Origin of the sequence: Fibrobacter sp. UBA4309 (assembly GCF_002395745.1) — a bacterium.
GTDB lineage: Bacteria > Fibrobacterota > Fibrobacteria > Fibrobacterales > Fibrobacteraceae > Fibrobacter.
Genome location: NZ_DGUN01000073.1, coordinates 1 through 20,074, shown reverse-complemented (window position 1 = coordinate 20,074; position 20,074 = coordinate 1). Strand labels below are relative to the sequence as shown.

Sequence of the window (20,074 nt, the reverse complement as noted above, 5' to 3'; positions counted from 1 at the left end):
GCAGCTCTGTGAAGTCCAGCTCCAGTGGCGCCAAGTCTTCCAGCAGTACCGCGAAGTCCAGCTCCAGTAAGGAAGCCTTGCCGACGCTTGCCCAGGTGCCGCAATTCTCTATCGAGACTGTCGGGCGTACGCTTCAGATTGCCGGTGCACAGGTAGGGAAGGCCTATACTCTGCTTGACTTGCAGGGCCACGTCTTGAAGAGGGGAGTCGTCGATTCCGGAAACTTCAACCTGGGTGTCCCCAGCGCGGGAACGTATCTGGTGAGCATTGGCTCGCAGGCACGTGCAATTACCGTAAAATAGTCTAAAAGACGATTAATTTTCCCCTCCCGAGATCTTGGGAGGGGCTTTTTGTTTTGGGTACGGGGTGCTATTTTTCCAGCGCCTCGACGACCTTGATGTCGGCGGGGAGCCAGTTCACGCTGTGGAGCTCCGCGGGGCTAAGCCAGCGCGCAGCCTCGTGTTCCAGGAGTTCGGGGGCCTTGCCGCCTGCGATGGCGCAGAAGTAGCAGTGCATGGTCAGGTGGAAAGCGGGGTAGTCGTGCTCTACCGTGCACAGGAACCGGCCCACGTTCACGTCGATTGCCAGCTCTTCCCGGAGTTCACGCGCGAGAGCCTGCTGCGGTGTTTCTCCGGGTTCCATCTTGCCGCCCGGGAATTCCCAGAAGTCCTTGTAGTCGCCGTAGCCGCGTTGCGTGGCGAAATACCTGACGTCCGGCCCCTCCGGAGATCCGGTACAGATGATTCCCGCGACAACCTCGATGCGTTTCATGTGCGCAAATGTAGAATCTTGAAAAAAGGCGTGGCCCATTTTGTAAATTTTATCCAGAATTTGGAGTCTCATGTCTATGAATATCCCTTTCCGTTCCGTCTTGCCGCTTGTCGCGTCGTTTGCTTTCCTTGCAGCCCTTGCCGCCTGCGATGACGACGAATCCTTCAACCCGGTGGGCGAGAGGCCTATCGCGAAGACGCGAGCGGACCTTCCCGAATGTAATGAAGGGCGCGAAGGCAAGGTGCTCCCTGTCGAAGAAGACGGAGTCTCGTTCAGGTGTGAGGACAGTGTTTGGGTTTATGACGTTATGTCTGACAAGCGCCGCGGTAAGGGTAGCGAGTACGACCCGTCTACTGGCTTGCTCAAGGACCTGCGCGACAACCGCACGTATCGCACGGTAACGATCGGCGACCAGGTGTGGATGGCCGAGAATCTGAGGTTCAGGTATTACGTCGGCGCCGAACTGGCTCCCTGTTACGACGACAAGGAGGAAAATTGCGACAAGTACGGCAGGCTGTACCGGGTCAGGAGCTCCAATACGGAGTGTCCCAAGGGCTGGCACGTGCCCGATACAACGGATTACCGGAAACTCATCAAGTCTGCGGAAGAAATCCGTCGCTCGGTCGCGATGACCCTGAAGTCTGCCGACGGGTGGGACGATTACGAAGGCGAAAGCCTGAACGGGTTCGACGACCTTGGTTTCTCCTTGCTTCCCGGCGGCTACATGTGCAGGGATTCCGCGGGCAACGCGGAATATAGGAACTTGGGCTTGGGTACGCTGCTTGCCGACAATGATTTCCCCATAATGCCGGTCGTTTCGGGTGCTTCTTACGATTTTACCTTCAGGTGTATGCTGAATCATGCGGAAGTGACCTACCTCGATGAAATCTGCTACGGCTATATCCGCTGCGTAAAGGACTAGGATTCCCCATGTCCCGTGTAGCAACTTCCTTGTTTGTCGCCTTTGCGGTTCTTCTGGGTGCCTGCTCCTATTCGACGCCCCCGGACCTTTCGGAAAGGGATTCGTGGCCCGGAATGGTGCGTGTCCTGTCGGCGGGGAATTCTGTTACGCTCGGGACTTCTGCCGATGCCGCCAAGTTCAATGAACGCCCCAAGATGAACGTGAACTTCACCTACAATTACTTCTTGGCGAGGAACGAGGTCACTTGCGGCGAATATTCCGGATTGATAAGGAGGCCTTCCGCTTGTGAAGATGATTCCTTGCCTGTCGTCGATGTGACCTATTACGATGCAATCCTTTACTTGAATGCCCGGAGTCGCGAATCCGGCATGGATACCGTGTATGCCTACGTGTCCGTAACGTTCGACGAGAGCGGGCATTGCGTGAATATGGATGGACTTGTGTTCCGGCCCGAGGTTTTCGGATTCCGTCTTCCGACAGAAGCGGAATGGGTCTATGCCGCACAGCGTGAATGGAATCCCGATGCGGCGTGGTCTTCCGACAATTCGGGCTACAAGTTGCATGGCGTCTGTACAGGTGTTTCCGCTGACGGTGATTTTTGCGATATGGCCGGGAACGCGATGGAGTGGGTAAACGACTGGCTTGGACTATTCAGGGACACGTCTGTCACGAACTATGCCGGTGCGCCTGACGGAGGGTCTCTTGGAGAACGTATCGTCAAGGGCGGAAGCTTCCGCAACGCTGCGTCGGCCATCAACTGGTACGGCCGAGGCGATGTCTATACGGTGACTTCGGCGACGCGGTCGGATTACGTTGGCTTCCGCGAGGCTCTTGGCCGGATTCCCGATGCCGTCTGGATGGGAAGTGACGGCAAGACGGGAAAGGGAAGTTTCGTGGAACTGCTCAACTTTTCGGGTGTGAGGTCGCTTACCGGGACATACCAGACCAAGCTCGTTTTCCGCAACGACGAAACGGGAAACTTGGCCTATGTCAACTATTCCGATGCGATGCTGTCTGTCGTGGAAATTGTGGACACCCTGGATTCGTACCATCCGGACATTTCTCCGGACGGCAGTAAAGTCGCGTTCTGCACGGGTCTGGAAGGGGTCGGCAAAAAGTCTAGCGTCTATGTGCGAAACCTGGATGCACGCGGTTCTGGGCTCGTGAAGCTTGATGTGGAATCGGCGGCTATCCCGCGCTGGCGCGTTACCGCCGCCGGCGATACGGTTATCGTCTATGTTTCGGATGCGGGCAACAACAATGACGACGCGCTGTTCTCCGCAAAATCCACATGGCAGGTTCCCTTTGCGAAGGGAAAGTTCGGAACGCCGCAAAAACTTTTTGACGGCGCTTATCACGATGGAGTTGTAGAAGGCCTTGCAGTGACAGGCTCGTCGCTTCTGCGCGCGCGTGTCGGCTCACGCGATACGGTCTGGTATGGCGGTGAACAGGCCTGTAATGCCAGCCTTTCGAAAGATGGTAGCCGCCGCACTCTGTTCCTCGATTTCGGTGGGAATGCCGGCCGTGAGTTCTCGGGTGCAGAATACGGTGTACACGAACGCCTCCTGGTTGCCGACAGTACGGGAAACCTGGTCGGCAGCATCCCTGCACCGGAAGGCTATTCCTTCGACCATGCGGAATGGGTTTCGTCCAGTCTTGCTGTCGCGACGCTGGCCAATGCGGACGGTGCCCATTCCAGGATAGTCTTTGTGAATGTTGCGGATTCGTCGGTGACAGGAATCCTCGAGGGCGAAGAACTCTGGCATCCATGCGTATGGGTGAAGGATTTCCGCGGGTATGCGGACGAATCGCTCGATTTGGATAGTGCCGGAATCTATTCCTTGCCCGGCGATGGATGGGGACCGATTATCATGCGTTACAAGATGGAATTGCTTTGGCGGTATTACGACTCCGTGAATGTGGCGATTCTGGGCTCGTCGCGCCCGATGTATTCGCTGAGTCCTTCCGCTTTCGGAGACGGCTTCTTTGCGGTGAACTTCGCGCATACTCCGAATTCCATCCATGCATCGAGAGACCTGTTGAACAACTACCTTTACAGGCATCTGAAAAGACTCAAGTATGTCGTCGTTTCGCTGGATTTCGATTTCTGGTCCAAACTCGATGTCGTTGGCGGTGGGAACTTCTTTGTAGACGACGCGGTCCGCTATCCAGGCTATGTCTACGACGCCAGTCACGACTTCTGGGAGGCGGGTGTCCCGAAGGGAATGCTCGAAGCGGTTCAGGAGTCGCCAGGCTCGGAACTGGGCTACACCTATACCGATGACCGGGGACGTTTTACTGGGACCGTGTGCGATTCCTGGGGTGGCCCTGCGGCAGTCGAAGGGGATAGCACGCGATTTGACGAACATCCGGAATGGATTGAGAGTTCTTTTGACGCATTGAAAGAAATCGTGCGGAGTGCCGCTGACAGGGATATCTATGTCGTCGGCATGGTCTTCCCGCAGAATCCGGGTTACCGCCAGACGGGATCATTTGGCCGTTACGGCATTCGTCGGAGCCTGACGGCGAAGCTTTTGGACCGGCTCAAGGAACTCGGTCATACATATCCCAACTTCGTCCTGATGGATGAAAACAAGATGGGCGGGCATGACTATACCGACAATATGGCTGTCGATTACGACCACCTATGCCATGAGGGCGTAGAGCAGATCACGTCGCGTCTGGATTCGCTGCTGAGAACGCTAAAGTAGAATTGGTCAAAATAGCACTTGCTTTTCTGTGCACTATTTATTATATTGGTGTACATAAGGGCAGGTGTAAAGATGAACCTACAAGAAAAGCTTAATATTCTGGGAGACGCGGCCAAGTACGACGTGTCGTGTTCTTCGAGCGGATCCAGCCGCGGGGCGCCCAAGGGCGGGCTCGGTAGCGGCTGCAGTGCGGGAATATGCCATACGTGGTCGGCCGACGGCCGCTGCATTTCGCTGTTGAAGGTACTGTTCAGCAATGCCTGCAAGTACGATTGCGCCTACTGCATCAACCGCCGCAGCAACGATATCCCCCGCGCCACTTTCACGCCTAGGGAACTCATCGACCTTACGCTGGAATTCTACCGCCGTAACTACATCGAGGGGCTCTTCCTCAGTTCCGCCGTTGTCGGGAGCCCCGACGCCACCATGGAAAAGCTCGTTTACGTGGCGAAGGAGCTGCGCACGGTCCACCGCTTTGGCGGCTATATCCACCTGAAGGCGATTCCGGGGGCGAGCCCGCGCCTGCTCTACGAGGCGGGCCTCTACGCCGACCGCAGCAGCGTGAATGTCGAGATTCCATCCGACAGGCAATTGCAGTACCTCGCTCCCGAGAAGAACTACGAATCCATCTTCAGGCCGATGAACTTTTTGGCTGAACGCAAGCTGGAATACTCTGCGGGCAAGCGTTCCCGCTATACGCCGAAGTTCTTGCCGGCGGGGCAGAGCACGCAGATGATCGTGGGGGCGTCGGGGGAGTCCGACCTGCAGATTCTGCGCCTTTCCGCGGGCTTCTATCACCAGCAGCGCATGAAGCGCGTCTATTTCTCGGGCTACATCCCTGTGAATGCCGACAAGCGCCTGCCCGCGCTCACGACAAAGCCGCCTCTGCTCCGCGAGCACCGCCTTTACCAGGCCGACTGGCTCATGCGTTTTTACCATTTCGGCCACGAAGAGATTCTGGACGAGTCGAACCCGAACCTCGATCCGGATTTGGACCCGAAGGCCATGTGGGCGTTGCGCCATCCGGAGTTCTTCCCGATAGATTTGCAGACCGCCGACTACGAGATGATTTTGCGCGTCCCGGGAATCGGCGTGAAGTCGGCACAGCTTATCGTGAGCGGCCGCCGTTTTTGCAAAATCCGCCTGGAACAGCTCAAGAAGATGGGGGTAGTCCTCAAGCGCGCGAAGTATTTCATCTTCAACCCGGATGTTCCTGCGAACTTGCGCAGGCTTTACCCCGAGATGTTGCGCCCGCTGTTGATTGCCCGCCCTAAACCCGCCCAGCTTGACTTTTTCAGCCAGTTGCAGGCGCCCTCGCTCCCGGCTCCTGCCCAGCTCAGCATCGCCGTCTAACTGTGAGCTATGAGCAATGAGCAGTCATCCTTGGCCTGTCATCCTCCGAAGGAGGAACCATCACTTTTATTTAAGTGGTTAGTATACAGGAATGTAATAATCGAGACATCCTAACCACTAGCCACTAACCACTAATCACTAAATCGGGATGACTCGGTAACCGCGACCATCCCACACCCCACATCCCACATGTCTCTCTCCATCTCATACGATTCTTCTTTCGACGGTTTCTTGAGCGTTGTCTTCGAGACGTACCGCCAGCGTCTGGACGTTGGCGACATCGTCCCGGAACGCCCCTACGATTCCGACGTGACGCCGTCTGTGGACCTCTTTATGCAGCCATTCCATGTAGAGACGAATGCTGATTCTGCATCCCGCCTGCGTCGCGCCGTCGTGAATATGGCGGGGGAGGACGTGCTCAACCTGCTCGAGACGGCTTTCCGTTCCGAGGAACGCGGCGTGGAGATGAAAATCCTTGCCTACCTGCGCGTGCTTTTTTCCAAGTCCGATCCCGGCTTCGCCCGCAATCCGACGAGCTCGGAGATGCTCCCGCTGTTCCTGCTTGCCCGCGCCGTGCGTCACGAAGCCGGCGGCATGCTTGGGATGGTCCGTTTCAACAAGGCTCCCGACGGCTCCTACATTGCCGAAATCGAGCCGAAATACGATATCCTAGAGATGATTGTCGGGCATTTCCGCGGGCGTTTCCCCAACGGGCGCTGGGCCATCGTCGATGTCAAGCGCTGTTACGGGGCGTTTTACGACGGCCGCCACACCGAGATTCTCGACTTGCCCGACACGGATACGCTTTCGCGCTCCATTGCGGAGAAAGCCCCTCCCGACGAGTTCACGCGCATGTGGAAGTCCTATTACGACACCATGGCCATCAAGGAACGCCTGAATCCGCGCCTGTTGCGCCGCTGCCTGCCCGTACGTTACTGGAAACACCTGCACGAACGCCAGCAGAACCTGGCCGGTCCGGCGAGCCGTCCCACGGCTTGAGAAATTTTCGCTTTTACCGCTTGATGCCGGTCTTGATGATAATCGTTTCCTTGTGGCCGTCTTCGAACGAGAAGATGTTCGCGATGTTCATCGAGATTACCCACAGCAAGACGTACAAACCGCAGGATTAGGCCCTGGGGTATTGCTCCAAGCCTGGCTTTTAATATATATTTCAGGGAACAGGAGCCTCTTATGCGTAAAATTTTGACCGGCTGTATCTTGACCGCCTTGCTTGCCTCGTGCTCGGGCGAGGATGACTCCGTTACGTACGATAATTCGTTGTCCAAGGAGGTCAATACCATTTACGATTTGGGCAAATGTACCGATTCGCGTAGGGGCGAGTTTGTCTATGTCGTGCAAGATGAGGTGGAGTATTTCTGCTATTCCGGGAAATGGATCCGCGAAGACGAACTGGGGAAGGAATCGTCTTCTTCGGACAAAGTGTCGTCGGACTCCGATGACGACGAATATTCCGAGTCCTCTACAGGCAAGGATTCGTCGAGTTCCGCAGAAGACAAGTCCTCTACAAGCAAGGATTCGTCTTCTTCCTCCGTAGATTCTTCTTCGGACAAAGTATCGTCGGCGACATCTTCCTCGTCGGGGACGTCTTCATCGGTGAATTCGTCTGGCAGCTCCGAAGCAGGCAACGGCAAGGTTTTCGTAGACCCGCGTGACGGCAAAAAGTACCGCATGGTGACAATCGGTTCGCAGACGTGGTTCGCGGAAAACGTCAACTACAGGGGCAACGACGTGACGAGCTATTGCCATTCCGGCAAGCCCGAGAACTGCGACAAGTATGGATCGCTCTACGACTGGGATAACGCCAAGAAGGCATGCCCGAGCGGGACGCACCTGCCGACCATAGAAGAATTGCGGGAACTGCTTCACTTTGTCGGGGAAGACAGCTCTGCGGTTGTGCTCATGGCCGATACCGGCTGGACCAGGGACGACGGTTATTTGGGCACGGACAAATATGGGTTTGCGATGCTCCCGGGAAGCTACAAGGCCAGCAGCGGCTATGGTTCTTCGCTGGGATGGTGCACCAATATGTGGACAGCATCGGATAGCGCTGGCTTGGTATACGCGGTGTATCTAGGATGGAACCTGCCGTATGCCTCCATCGGCGCATACGATCTGGCTGATGGGTGGGGAATGTCTGTCCGCTGTATCACGGGGGAGTCGAAACCGTCGAGCTCTAGCAGCGTGAAATCAAGTTCCAGTAGTGCAAAATCTAGCTCCAGTAGCGCGAAATCGAGTTCCAGCAGTGCAAAGTCGAGCTCCAGTAGCGTGAAATCGAGTTCCAGCAGTGCAAAGTCAAGCTCCAGTAGCGTGAAATCAAGTTCTAGTGAAAAGAGCTCTTGGCAATTTCTGAACCCGGCAATTTCGTACGGAGAGATGACTGACAGCCGTGATGGGCAGGTCTACAAGACGATTGTAATCGATAACATCACATGGATGGCCGAAAACCTGAACTTTGAAAGTGCCAACAGCTATTGTTACAATGATTCGTCTAAATATTGCGCTACATATGGTCGCATGTATACATGGTCGGCTGCGTTAAAAGCGTGTCCCGATGGTTGGCATTTGCCATCTTATGATGAAGCATACGCTCTTACAGGCCCCGATCTTAGTGGACAACTGAAAGGTGGAGACAAGCTTAGATCCATGGTGGGGTGGAACGAAGATGGTAGACCTGGTCTCGACACGTATGGTTTTTCGGCGAGTCCCGGTGGGAGACGGATCTCATCAGGGCAATATTATGCATTAGGTACAGAAGTTGGTTATTGGTTTATTGTCGAAGATGGCGACATCATCTACGATTGGGTTATGGAATTTCATCACGATAGCCCGAACAGTATGTTAACGAGAGAAAATGAGGATTGGGCTTATTCTGTTCGCTGTGTGAAAGACGCTAAGTAGTTTTCGCTTTTCACATCTTCCTTTTTTCCTTTATTTTTATATATTTTGATATACCTCAAGTATTTGGGGGTGCTCTCAACCAGATCACCCCCGGTGCTTCGCACGGGGGTGATCTGGTTTCGACAGGGTCGCCGAAGTGTTAGTTGCAAGCCGAGGTCTCAGACGAGGGCACTCGTAAAAAAGTCTGAAAAAAAATAAGTGCTGACGAAAACTACGCACTCGCTGCCTAATTAAAGGCAACGCCGGGCCTCATTCCGCTCCCATCGGGGTGAACGTCCGGTCGCAATATGGGATAGGATGCATCCATGCCTGGGGAATGCGTCCGAGATTTACTAGGCTGGTCAAACTCTGCGCCGACCTTCTTGGGCGTGGATAAGACGAGATCTTAAATACGAAGGGAAAGCTTGTAGGAACGTGCATGGACGTGATTTTGGACAGGGGTTCGACTCCCCTCACCTCCACGAAGGGGTAGACACAACGTGTCTACCCCTTCGTGTTTCTACGAGACGGGCTCACCGAGTTCGTTTTTTTATTTTGTTTTTCTATTATATTTTGGGTATGGAATACCGAATACTGATGCGCTTTGTGGGGGAGAGGGACGCCCTTTCCCAGATCTGGGAAGAAATGACTTCCAATTACCCCGAGGTGGAACTCCCCAGCGAAGATACCGGCGACTGGTATTCCGTTGACGAAGTCATGAAAGACGAGTACGAATGCCGTTTCGAGGAACTCCCCGAAGAAGAACTCCTGGCGATGGATGGTTCCATGGTTGTCGATGGCGAATTTCCCGAAGAATTCTTATCGGAGCTCATGGAACGCTACGAACGCGTATATGGCGTCTTCAAGTGGTCTTCTATGGAAGTCGGTATCGGCTGCGGTGTGAGCGAAAGCTGGGGCGAATTCGTCGCCGATTACGCGGATGACGGCTCTGACGAGGCTTTCGAGATCTCCGAGGCTGTCCTCGGTTTCTAAAAAAATTATATTGGCTTTTGGGGATAGTGCTTTGGTGTGTGGAGGTCTTATGAATCTTAAAATCGTTTTGCCGCTTGTCGTTGCTGCCGCAACTACATTCTCTTTTGCTGTCCTTGACTTGCCCAGTGCACAGCCCAAGGTCGACGCGTCCTACTGGAACGCGGCTCTCGACAGCACCTGGCAAGGTCTTGTCCGCCGCAATATCAATCCGTACAGCGCGGGTGCCGGCCTTATTCACCGTCCCAAGAGCGAAAAGCCGGGTGACGCGGTAAGCGAAGGCGTCGGCTACGGCATGCTGGTGGCCCTCTACGCCAACGACCAGGAACGCTTCAACAAGATGTGGGAAAAGGCGAGCGAGATCATGTGGCAGGGGAGCTACCACGACTGGCACATGAATCCCGACGGCAACATCCCGGAAGGCGGCCACGGCGCCGCTACCGATGCCGAAGAAGATATCGCGCTTGCCCTGATCTTTGCGGACAAGCTCGTCTCTGCCGGCAAGTGGACCGCCTATACTTCGCCGTTCCTGCAGAAGACTTATGCGGAACAGGCCCAGAAACTCCTGGACAAGATGTGGGAATCAAAACAGATCCGTTCCGAAGGCGTTGTCGCTCCCGGTGCCGACTGGGGTGGATACGATTTCGTGAACCCGGGCTATTTCTCCCCGGCATGGTACAAGGTCTTCGAGAAGTTCGACAAGAACGACGCTTTGCGCTGGACCAAGGCCGTCGACAAGAGCTACGAGATTATTTCCAAGAGCCCCGGCTACAGCATGGGCATGGTTCCCGACTGGATGACTCCGGACGGCGGCTGGGTCGGTTCCGAAGGCCTGGGCTACAACGCCTATTTCAACAGCCGCGCCTTTTTCAAGGACGCTATCCGTATCCTTTGGCGCTGCGCCATTGACGCCATCTGGTTCGACGAAAGCCGTGCCAAGGAATTCCTCAAGAACGCGCTCAAGTTCATCAACGGCAAGGGCGGTGCTGCCGCATCGAACTTCTATCAGATCGAGAAGGCCGGCGAACTTCTGCCCGCCGATGACAAGTGGATGGAATTCAACGGCGAAAAGGATTCGACCACCTGGCGCTACCGCAGGGAACATAGCCATCTGACAATCGGCATGTGGGCTACGGCCGCCATGGCCGTGGGCGAGAAGGCCGACAGGATTGCCTTCAGTGAAGAAATGGGCAAGTTCTACGAAGGCGGCGATTATTTCGGTCTCGCCAAGGATACGTCCGGCGCGCTCGAGGACACCCTCCACAACGAGATGTATTTTGACCAGTTCCTGGCCTGGTTCGGCACTTCGCTCATGAGCGGCGTGTTCGTGAACGTTGTTGACGCCATTGACAACCCGAAACAGCCGACTGCCGGCGATTCCTCTTCGTTGACCAAGATCGAGTTGCCCGACACGTCTGTCGTGATGCCGCCCGATTCCGGGGATATCGGCATAGAGAAGGTGCTCGAAGAGATTCCCGAAGGCATCCGCCTTGTCGACATGAAATCCAGCATGCGTCTCTCGGTGAATTCCAATGCCGCCTGGAGCGTCTATGACATGAACGGACACAAGGTGGGCGAGGGCGTCGGAAGAGAATTTGTATGGAATACGTTCCACCGCAAGGGCGTTTACCTGGTGAAGGCCTCCACGCGTACCGGGAACTACCTGCGTAAGGTTCTTGTCAAGTAGATTCCAGGATTAGTTAGAAATTAGTTTATCGCATATCTCCGCGAGCATGCGTTCGTGCGTGCAGACTTCTGCCGAGACGCCTTCCAAAGTGCCTGTGGTGTAGAACGACGTGCACGCGCATTCGTGCATGCAACAGCGGTAGCGGATGGCGCATCCTTCGCATTCCTGCTTGTCGCTTTCCAGGAAATCGCGTAGCTTTTTGCAGGCGCCTTCGTCAAATCCGGTAAATACGTTCCCTTGCAGGTACGGCGCGCTCTCCTTCGAGGTGATGAACCGCGAGCACGGGAAAATGTTGCCGTTCGTCGCGACGCCGATGGTGCCGTCGTAAACGTGGCAGGAATACTGCCTGAATCTCTTTTCCAGAACTAGGAGCTTTATTTTGTCCTGAATGGTCCCGAGAAAGAATTTTTCGCCCGCCTTGCGGCATTCAAGCCAATACTGCGCCATTTCGCGGTATTGGTCGGCGAGGTTCTCGAATTCGTCTCCGGTCCATTTGCCGTCGAAGTCCACTGCGGTGGCGATGCTCTTGAAACCCTGTTCGTGAAGCCAGCGGATGCTTTCGGCAAGCGTGCCTACATGCGCACGCGTGATGGTGCTGAGCGCGGTGGCGCCGAGCTTCACGAGCCTCGGGATGTTCCATTCGATATCCTTGAAACTGCCGCGCCCGTCGGTGGTGCGGCGCGCAATGTCGTGGTGGTATCCGGGACCGTCGAGCGAGAGGAAAATGGTGAACTTCTCCCTTTCGCAAAAATCCAGGAAAGCGTCGTCGAACAATGTCCCGTTCGTATTGATCACGAAACTCAGCCGGAAGTCGGTGCCGATGCGGTGTTGCACCATGGCTTCGGCAACCAGAGCTTTTGCGAAGCCGACGCCGCCCATGATGGCGTCTTTGCGCAGGAGCGGTTCGCCTCCGAAAAATGAAACGATGAGGTGTTTTTGCTTGAACGAAATGGTCCGCTCGAGTCCTGTGCGTATTGCCTGTTCAAGAGTCGCATTATCCATGACCGCATGGCGGCAGGCCTGCGTTTCCTTATAATAGCAATAGGAACAGCGCAAATTGCACTGTTCCGTAAGGCATAGGACTAGGTTCATCCCGTGATATCGTCGCGCTCGAAGGTGGTGACCATGCTTGCGGCCATACAGCCGCCAGGGCGGTCTTCGCACATGTGCACTTGGATGCACCACGGGTCATCATCCGGGCATACATCGCTGTAGTCGTTAGAAGAACTTGTGGGGTCTAATGGCCAATTGTTCCATCCGTTGCTCGAAGAACTTGACGGCGTGGTGGCGGAACTCGCGGGCAAAGCCTCGCTGGAGGATTCCGGAACTGTCACAGAACTTGCTGGTGCCGCTTCGGAACTGCTCGATTCCATCAGGGAGGAGAGCGCTTCTTGTACGGAACTGCTGACAGGTTCGTTGCTCAGGGGAATGTCGACGGCCTGGCTCGAACTTGAGGGCGTCAGGGGCTCGCTGGAAGTGACGGATGCGTCGCTGGTGGGGACATTCGCATCGGCGCTGCTGGCGGGTCCCTGCGAGTCGGCGGAGCCGGGGACGCTTTCAACGGAATTGGGCGTGTTGTTGTCGGGAGTAACGGCATCTCCGGTTGCCGACATGCTGTCGTCACAGGCGCTCAATGCGAACGAAGCAGTTATACCGAGTGTGGCAGCTATGGCGCTGCTCACCTTCCTTTTTTCGATTTTCATTAATACCTCCACACTTTGTACGAAAATACATTTTTTTGAGGGAAAACGGCTGTAAAAAAAAGGAATGCAATACTCCGTGACCAAAAACAAGAAAAACCGCCCCAAAAGGCGGTTTTTCCCTGTATCTTGATAATACGGCTTAAGTCTTGTCTTCGCCGCGGAGCATGATGACCTTGCCCGTGCGGATGTATTCGACAATCTCGAACTTCTGCAAGAGGCTCTTGAGCGTGTCGACCTTCTGGCTGTTGCCCGTAATCTGGATAATCATGGACGTGGCGGTCATGTCCACGGTATTGGCGTGGAAATGGTCGCACAGCTGCAGAATTTCGGTACGCTGGTCCGGAGTGCAACGCACCTTGATGAGCGCGAGTTCCTTCTCGACGGCGTCCGTGCCGGTATGGTCCTTCGCCTGCACAACGTCCACGAGCTTCTCGAGCTGCTTGATAATCTGCATCAGGATCTCGGGATTGCCGTGGGCGATGATGTTCATGCGGCTGAAGTTCGGGTCGAGCGTGGGGGAGACAACGAGGGAATCGATGTTGTAGCCACGGCGGGAGAACACGAGGGCGATACGCACGAGCACGCCCGGGCGGTTCGCCACCAACAAACTGATAGAATGTGCTATGTCTTTTATCATGGTAATGTCCTCCTATTACGTCGATCCCGTGGGTTTTTCGAGCTGCGCCTTGGGCGGTTCGGTAATCATGGCGGTGAGCGGGGCGCCGGCTGGGATCATCGGGAACACGTTGTCTTCCTTTTCGCATTCGCAGTGGATGAGAATCGGACCTTCGTTGTATTCGAGCGCCTTTTGGATAACGCGTTCGGCGTCGGCGGCGCGCTTGATGCGCAGTCCCGGGATGCCGTAGGCTTCGGCGAGCTTCACGAAGTCGGGGTTGCCCATCATGTCCACGCTACTGTAGCGGTGGTCGTAGAAGAGTTCCTGCCACTGGCGCACCATGCCGAGGTACTTGTTGTCCATCACGAAGATCTTGATGGGAAGCTTGTGGATGGCCGCGGTCGCGAGTTCCGCTTCGGTCATCTGGAAACCGCCGTCACCGCTGAAGCTGAGCACTGGCCAGCCGGTCTCGTTGCCGAATGCGGCGCCGATGGCTGCGGGGAAGCCGAAGCCCATCGTGCCTGCGCCACCGCTGGAGTGGAGCTGGCGCGGATAGTTTATATGGAAGAACTGGGCGACCCACATCTGGTGCTGGCCTACGTCGGTCGTGACGATGGCCTTGCCGTCGGTGAGCTTGCTTGCAGTAGCAATCACGTGCTGCATGCGTAAGCCGCCCTGCTTGGGATAGGTGAGCGGGAAGCGCTTTTTCCAGGTCTGGCAAGTCTTGACCCAGTCGGCGGTGTCGAGCTTGTGGACCATCGGGAGCAACTGTTCGAGCACGAGCTTCGCGTCGCCGCACATGAACACGTCCGGCTGCAACACCTTGCCTTCTTCGGCGGGGTCGATGTCGATGTGCATCTTGATGGCGTCCTTGCAGAACACTTCGAGCTTTCCGGTAATGCGGTCGTCCCAGCGGCTACCGATAGAGAGGATCAGGTCGCAGTCGAGCACGGCCTTGTTCGCGTAGATGGTGCCGTGCATGCCGAGCATGCCGAGCGAAAGTTCGTGGTCGACGGGGAAGGCGCCGAGGCCGAGCATGGTGCAGCACACCGGGGCATTCAGCTTTTCGGCGAGCTCGCGCACCTGGCGGCTTGCTCCGCTGATCATGGCGCCGTGGCCCACGAGCAGCAGCGGCTTCTTGGAATTCTTGAGGAATTCGGCGGCCTTCTCGACGCTCTCGGTAGAGGCGTAAGTCGGAATCTTGTAGCCGGGCAGGTCCATCTGGTCGGTGAAGGGTGCTGTGCAGGGGCCTGCGGTCACGTCCTTCGGAAGGTCGATGAGCACCGGGCCCGGGCGACCCGTACGGGCGATGTGGAAGGCTTCCTTCATCACGCGCGGGAGGTCGTTGGAATCCTTCACCAGGTAAGAATGCTTCACGGCCGCGAACGTCATGCCGCTCGTGTCGCATTCCTGGAAGGCGTCCTTGCCGAGGTTCGGGGTGGTCGTCTGGGCGGCGAGCACCACGATGGGGCTCGAATCCATGAGGGCGGTGTAGATGCCGGTAAAGGTATTGGTAGCGCCCGGACCGCTGGTCACGAGGGCGACGCCGACCTTGCCCGTCTGGCGGGCATAGCCGTCGGCCATGTGGGTGGCGCCCTGTTCGTGGCGGCTGAGGACGACTTTAATATTGGAATCGAGAATCGCGTCAAACATTGGGATGGCGGATCCACCAGGATAGCCGAAAATGGTGTCGATGCCTTCGCGTTTCAGGCATTCGATAATCACTTCGGCACCGCTTAAGGTTTTATTTGCCATAATTTTTCCTGTTTTGAAGTGTAATTTTTTCAATTATATGGAAAAATATAACTATTGTCCTGGAACTTGGCAACTTGGAATGGCTTTTGATTTTGATAAATTATAAAAATTTTATTCAATTTTGTGGTTGTTTGCTTGGCTTGTGTTTGAAATTGTGATGTTTTACTATAACTTTTGTGTGTTTTTCAAAAAGCACTTTTAAAAATGGTGTGTTTTGGTGTAAACTTTTGGCTTTGTTTGTTTTTGCTGTCTTGAAAACGGCTCTTTTGAGTCCCGATTTTGGGCCTGCAAAAAAATAGTGCGAAAAAAGCACATTTTCCGGGAAAAATCCGTTATATGGGTATGGACGCCCCAAAAAAAAGGAACAACATGGACGAACTTTACCCCCTTTCTCAAGACGTGGAACTACTCCCGCGGGAAAAAATCCAGAAATTTGGCCCGAAATCCCTGAGCAACGAGGAACTTTTCGCGATTGTGCTCGGCAGCGGCACGCACAGTTGCGATGTATTCGAACTTTCACGCAACTTGTCGGAACACCTCTCGCGGGCAAGCGAACTCCCTTCGCTCGACTCCTTGGTCAAGATACGCGGCCTCGGCATGGTCAAGGCCACCCAGGTGCTCGCATGCCTGGAACTGTCGGCGCGCTACGTGCTGGGAGGGAAGGTGTGCCCGGTAAAGAGTCCCGAAGACCTAGTGAAACGCCTCGCATACCTGAAATACGAGCGCCAGGAGCATTTTGTACAAGTTTCCCTGGATTCTGCGAACAACATAATCAAGGTCCACGAGCTGACGCGCGGGCTCGTGAACCAGGCCCCCGTACATCCGCGCGAGGCATTCGCCTGTGCCATCGAGGACCGGGCGGTTTCCGTCATCTTTGCCCACAATCACCCTTCGGGCAATACGGAGCCCAGCCAGGAGGACTTCGGCATCACGCGTATCCTGTGTGCGGCCGGCAAAATCATCCAGATTCCGGTAATTGACCATATTATAATAGGACGCCGGGGGGTGACCAGTCTTTGTCGGGAACATCCCGAAATTTTCGAGGGATTTCTGCCCAAAGATGTAAAAAATTGTTTATAAATGACCCTGGAGGGGGTAAAAGTGTGTTTTTCGTCTCATTTTTGGCAGTTCGGCAGGCCAGATGTCCTTTATAAGAATTATATTTTGTGCAGTATAAGTTTAGGGAAAACCTACTAATTAAGGAGACTCTATGAAACGAGTATTGCCTGGTTTGGCGTTGGCGCTGGCAGTCGCTGCCTATGCGGGTCACCCGCAGACCATTAACAAATACGGAATGGTCGGTGTCAATAAGACTCAATCGGCTCAATCTCTGGGCCATTCTAAACTCGCGTTTACATTGCTTGGTGATGCGACCTTCGGAAACGACATGTATCCGCTTGTAGCTGATCCCATGACGGGCGTCGGCTATTCGATGGTCGACTTCACGCCGGTTGGCATGCAACAGAAGGCCACGATCAATGACTTCACCGGCATGAGCTTCTACACGGGTTTCGCTATCGGTATCTTGAACTATTTCGATATCGGCGTGACGCTCCCGATTTACTACGACCAGTTTACTGGCCAGACCGCCTGTACGGCCGAAGAGGCCAACCCGATCCTGGCACCGGACGGCACCGTGCTACAGCCCGCGACCTGCGACCCGTCCCCGATCAACTCCACCAAGAACGGCTACATCGGCAACATCCGTGCTGACTTGAAGGCCAGGTTCCCGCTTCCCGAAGACCAGCCCATGGACGTGGCTGTGTTCGGCCGTTTTGCTTTCGGTACGGCGAACAACGAAAAGCAGGGCGTGTGGATCCGTGAGCCGGAATACATCAACAACACGAACGGCATCGCTTTCCCGTTCGGTTCCAAGAACAACACGCTTACGGCCGGCCTTGCCGTGTCTGCCGACCTCGAGAAGGTCGACGCGGTCCCGCTCGTCGTCTTGTTGAACGGCGGCTACCGTTACACGCTCAACGACAACTATCTCTCCATGCCGTTCATGAGCGCGGCCCTCGACATGTATTTGCTCGACTTCCTTTCTGTGTTCGTGGAATACTACTGGGATATCCAGCTTGACAAGTTCAAGTTCAACGGACTCGACGAGGAACTCGACATGAAGCAGCTGACCGGCGCCCTGGTGTTCCACCTGCCTATCGGCATGGACATCCACGTCGGTGCTTCTTACTACCTCGGTGGCGACAAGTTCGTTACCGGAACCCGCGTCATGGAAAATGCGGACCGCCCGTGGGGCGCTGCAGTCTACCAGACCCGCGTGAACCCGGAATACACGGTTTACGGCGGTATCACTTGGAGCGGCTTCTTGCTGGCTCAGGACCGCGACGGCGACGGCGTGACGGATGATGAAGATGATTGCCCGGATGACTATGGCCACCGCCTCAACAAGGGCTGCCCGCTCGGCAACCCCGATGCTGACGAAGATGGCGTTTGCGACTCCTGGGTGGCTGAAAAGGGATTCGAAGGCGAATTCGGCGACATTTGCGAAGGCATCGACGAATGCCCGAACGAAGCTGGCGAAGGCGACGACGGCTGCCCGCTCGACGAACCGGACCCGGATAAGGACGGCGTCTGCGATGCATGGGTAAGCCAGAAGAAGATGAGCAAGAAGTTTAAGGGCATTTGCGAAGGTATCGACAGCTGCCCGGCCCAGGCTGGCCCGGTGACCAACATGGGTTGCCCGGAAGACAATCCGGACCCGGATGAAGACGGCATGTGCTCTCCGTGGGTGACCGACAAGGGCAAGCTCGGTGACTTCGCCGACATCTGTAAGGGTTACGACATGTGTCCGGGTGAAGCGGGTCCGAAGGCCAATAAGGGCTGCCCGTGGGATGATCCGGATAGTGACGGTGACGGCCTCTGCGACGAATGGGTGACCCAGAAGAAGATGGGCTACTACTTCGAAAAGGCTATCGAAGACGACAAGATCAAGAACGAATGGTTCATCGACAAGACCTGTAAGGGTATCGACAAGTGCCCGACCGAATTCGGCCCTGCCGGTAACGAAGGCTGCCCGCTCGGCGAACCGGATACCGACAAGGACGGCATCTGCGACGAATGGGTGACCCAGAAGAACCTCCTCGAACAGTACGACGGTATTTGTACCGGTATCGACAAGTGCCCGACCGAACCGGGTGAAGCATTTGCCCAGGGTTGCCCGATGGACAATCCGGATGCCGACGGCGACAGCCTCTGCGCTCCGTGGGTCTCCGAGAAGGGTATGACTAAGGACTTTGCCTCCATCTGCCATGGCGTTGACAAGTGCCCGGCAGAAAGCGGTCCGGAATGGAACAAGGGTTGCCCGGCCGAGAATCCGGACCCCGATGCCGACAGCCTCTGCTCTCCGTGGGTCACGAAGCAGAAGATGCTCGACCAGTTCAAGGATGTCTGCCGCGGTTACGACCGCTGCGAAGACGAACCGGGTCCGGAATGGAACAAGGGTTGTCCGATGGACGACGATCCGGATGCCGATAAGGACGGCGTCTGCTCTGAATGGGTATCCAACAAGAAGCTCCAGAAGCAGTTCGAAGGCACCTGTACCGGCATTGACCGCTGCCCGGATGTGGCTGGCGACGACGGCCACGGCTGCCCGAAGAAGGCTGCAGAAAAGCTTGACGGCGTGACCTTCAAGTCCGGTAAGGCAACTCTCGAATCCAACGCCAAGAACATCTTGAAGAGCGTCGCCAAGAAGCTCTCCACGGATGATTCCTACAAGGATCTCAAGATTGTCATCCAGGGTCATACCGACAACGTGGGTAAGGAAAAGAGCAACCAGAAGCTCTCCGAAAACCGCGCCAAGGAAGTGATGAAGACCCTGACCAAGTTCGGCGTGGACAAGAAGCGCATCAAGGCTATCGGTATGGGCTCCAGCTGCCCGGTGGACGACAACTCCACTGCGGAAGGCCGCGAGATGAACCGCCGTATCGAAATGCACTTCGTGACCCCGGACAACGATGGTACCAAGTGCGACAGCCCGTTTGGCCAGGAATAGCCGATAACGGACAAACTCTTTGAAAAGACTCCCGGTCGAAAGGCCGGGGTCTTTTTTACATTTGTGGCATGACCAAGCTAGACGAAATTCTGACAGAACTGAACGCCTCGAACCACGACCTGGTCGAGAAGCTCCCCGTGAATCTGAACCACAAGATGGTGCAGAAGGCGCGCCTCGGCAAGAAGCCCGTGCCCAAGCATACGCAGGACCTGATTCTGCAGGCGCTGAATATGCTGCTCCGCGAAAGGTCCGTAGAAGGCGACAAGGCCGTGAAGCAGTACAAGCGGATAGATCTATTTTAGACGAAAGAACGCCGCGTAGGTTGGTAAACTTACCAAACCACGCGGCTACAGACGAAAGACGAAAGAGGAAGAATGGCGCTACGCGCGTAATGAGCAAAAAAATCTATCGTCTTTCGTCTATCGTCTTTCGTCTTTTATTAAATTACAGATATGCAGCAATACCTCGACCTCCTCCAAGACATTATCGACAACGGCGTGGACCGCTCCGACCGTACGGGCACCGGCACGCGCTCCGTTTTTGGCCGCCAGACCCGCTTCGACCTCTCGAAGGGTTTCCCGTGCCTCACGACCAAGAAGCTTCACTTGCGCTCCATCATCCACGAACTGCTGTGGTTCCTGAAGGGCGACACGAAC

16 protein-coding genes, 1 other RNA gene and 1 pseudogene are annotated in these 20,074 nt (G+C 55.5%); 13 read left to right on the top strand and 5 right to left on the bottom strand.

Annotation, left to right across the window (positions count from 1 at the left end):
• Positions 1 to 302, top strand: a pseudogene (locus tag B3M32_RS10230) (hypothetical protein); the annotation flags it as partial.
• A gap of 67 nt (positions 303 to 369) precedes the next feature.
• Here the strand turns inward: B3M32_RS10230 and B3M32_RS10225 are convergent.
• A complete protein-coding gene (locus B3M32_RS10225; protein ID WP_290746337.1) occupies positions 370 to 771 on the bottom strand; it encodes a (deoxy)nucleoside triphosphate pyrophosphohydrolase in 402 nt (133 codons plus the stop codon).
• Positions 772 to 847: 76 nt separating this feature from the next.
• On the opposite strand from B3M32_RS10225, the gene B3M32_RS10220 reads away from it, so the two are divergent.
• The 8 genes from B3M32_RS10220 to B3M32_RS10185 all read left to right on the top strand — a co-directional run bounded on the left by B3M32_RS10220 (position 848) and on the right by B3M32_RS10185 (position 11,332).
• A complete protein-coding gene (locus tag B3M32_RS10220) occupies positions 848 to 1,693 on the top strand; it encodes an FISUMP domain-containing protein (RefSeq protein ID WP_290746334.1) in 846 nt (281 codons plus the stop codon).
• Positions 1,694 to 1,701: 8 nt separating this feature from the next.
• Positions 1,702 to 4,404, top strand: a complete 2,703-nt coding sequence (locus B3M32_RS10215) for a TIGR02171 family lipoprotein (protein WP_290746331.1) — start codon at positions 1,702 to 1,704, stop codon at positions 4,402 to 4,404.
• Between the two features lie 72 nt (positions 4,405 to 4,476).
• Positions 4,477 to 5,757: a putative DNA modification/repair radical SAM protein gene (locus tag B3M32_RS10210; RefSeq protein WP_290746328.1), complete on the top strand. Its 1,281-nt coding sequence runs from the start codon at positions 4,477 to 4,479 to the stop codon at positions 5,755 to 5,757.
• 189 nt (positions 5,758 to 5,946) lie between these two features.
• Positions 5,947 to 6,756, top strand: coding sequence for a TIGR03915 family putative DNA repair protein (locus tag B3M32_RS10205; protein WP_290746323.1), 810 nt, complete (start codon positions 5,947 to 5,949; stop codon positions 6,754 to 6,756).
• Between the two features lie 192 nt (positions 6,757 to 6,948).
• A complete protein-coding gene (locus B3M32_RS10200) occupies positions 6,949 to 8,676 on the top strand; it encodes an FISUMP domain-containing protein (protein WP_290746320.1) in 1,728 nt (575 codons plus the stop codon).
• 104 nt (positions 8,677 to 8,780) lie between these two features.
• Positions 8,781 to 9,140, top strand: a transfer-messenger RNA (tmRNA) gene (gene ssrA / locus B3M32_RS10195).
• Positions 9,141 to 9,234: 94 nt separating this feature from the next.
• Positions 9,235 to 9,648 carry a hypothetical protein gene (locus tag B3M32_RS10190; RefSeq protein WP_290746318.1) on the top strand — a complete coding sequence of 138 codons (414 nt, stop codon included), beginning with the start codon at positions 9,235 to 9,237 and terminating at the stop codon, positions 9,646 to 9,648.
• Between the two features lie 49 nt (positions 9,649 to 9,697).
• A complete protein-coding gene (locus B3M32_RS10185) occupies positions 9,698 to 11,332 on the top strand; it encodes a glycosyl hydrolase family 8 (RefSeq protein ID WP_290746315.1) in 1,635 nt (544 codons plus the stop codon).
• A gap of 9 nt (positions 11,333 to 11,341) precedes the next feature.
• On the opposite strand, the gene B3M32_RS10180 is transcribed toward B3M32_RS10185, so the two are convergent.
• The 4 genes from B3M32_RS10180 to ilvB form a co-directional block, all read right to left on the bottom strand.
• On the bottom strand, positions 11,342 to 12,424 hold the full coding sequence (locus B3M32_RS10180; RefSeq protein WP_290746312.1) for a radical SAM protein: 1,083 nt from the start codon (positions 12,422 to 12,424) through the stop codon (positions 11,342 to 11,344).
• Positions 12,421 to 13,035: a hypothetical protein gene (locus B3M32_RS10175; RefSeq protein ID WP_290746310.1), complete on the bottom strand. Its 615-nt coding sequence runs from the start codon at positions 13,033 to 13,035 to the stop codon at positions 12,421 to 12,423. Before B3M32_RS10175 ends, B3M32_RS10180 begins: the two co-directional genes overlap by 4 nt.
• A gap of 139 nt (positions 13,036 to 13,174) precedes the next feature.
• Entirely contained in the window at positions 13,175 to 13,669 is a 495-nt protein-coding gene (ilvN, locus tag B3M32_RS10170) for an acetolactate synthase small subunit (RefSeq protein WP_072812598.1), read from the bottom strand.
• 18 nt (positions 13,670 to 13,687) lie between these two features.
• Positions 13,688 to 15,406 (bottom strand): biosynthetic-type acetolactate synthase large subunit, encoded by a 1,719-nt coding sequence (gene ilvB / locus B3M32_RS10165; protein ID WP_290746304.1) that lies wholly within the window; start codon positions 15,404 to 15,406, stop codon positions 13,688 to 13,690.
• Positions 15,407 to 15,775: 369 nt separating this feature from the next.
• Between ilvB and radC the strand changes: the two genes are divergently transcribed.
• The 4 genes from radC to B3M32_RS10145 all read left to right on the top strand — a co-directional run.
• On the top strand, positions 15,776 to 16,486 hold the full coding sequence (gene radC / locus B3M32_RS10160) for a RadC family protein (RefSeq protein ID WP_290746301.1): 711 nt from the start codon (positions 15,776 to 15,778) through the stop codon (positions 16,484 to 16,486).
• 130 nt (positions 16,487 to 16,616) lie between these two features.
• Positions 16,617 to 19,418 carry an OmpA family protein gene (locus B3M32_RS10155; protein ID WP_290746298.1) on the top strand — a complete coding sequence of 934 codons (2,802 nt, stop codon included), beginning with the start codon at positions 16,617 to 16,619 and terminating at the stop codon, positions 19,416 to 19,418.
• A 68-nt stretch (positions 19,419 to 19,486) separates the two neighbouring features.
• Positions 19,487 to 19,720, top strand: coding sequence for a hypothetical protein (locus B3M32_RS10150; RefSeq protein ID WP_290746295.1), 234 nt, complete (start codon positions 19,487 to 19,489; stop codon positions 19,718 to 19,720).
• A 150-nt stretch (positions 19,721 to 19,870) separates the two neighbouring features.
• Positions 19,871 to 20,074: thymidylate synthase (locus tag B3M32_RS10145; RefSeq protein ID WP_290746292.1), on the top strand; the 204-nt coding region annotated here is incomplete at its 3' end.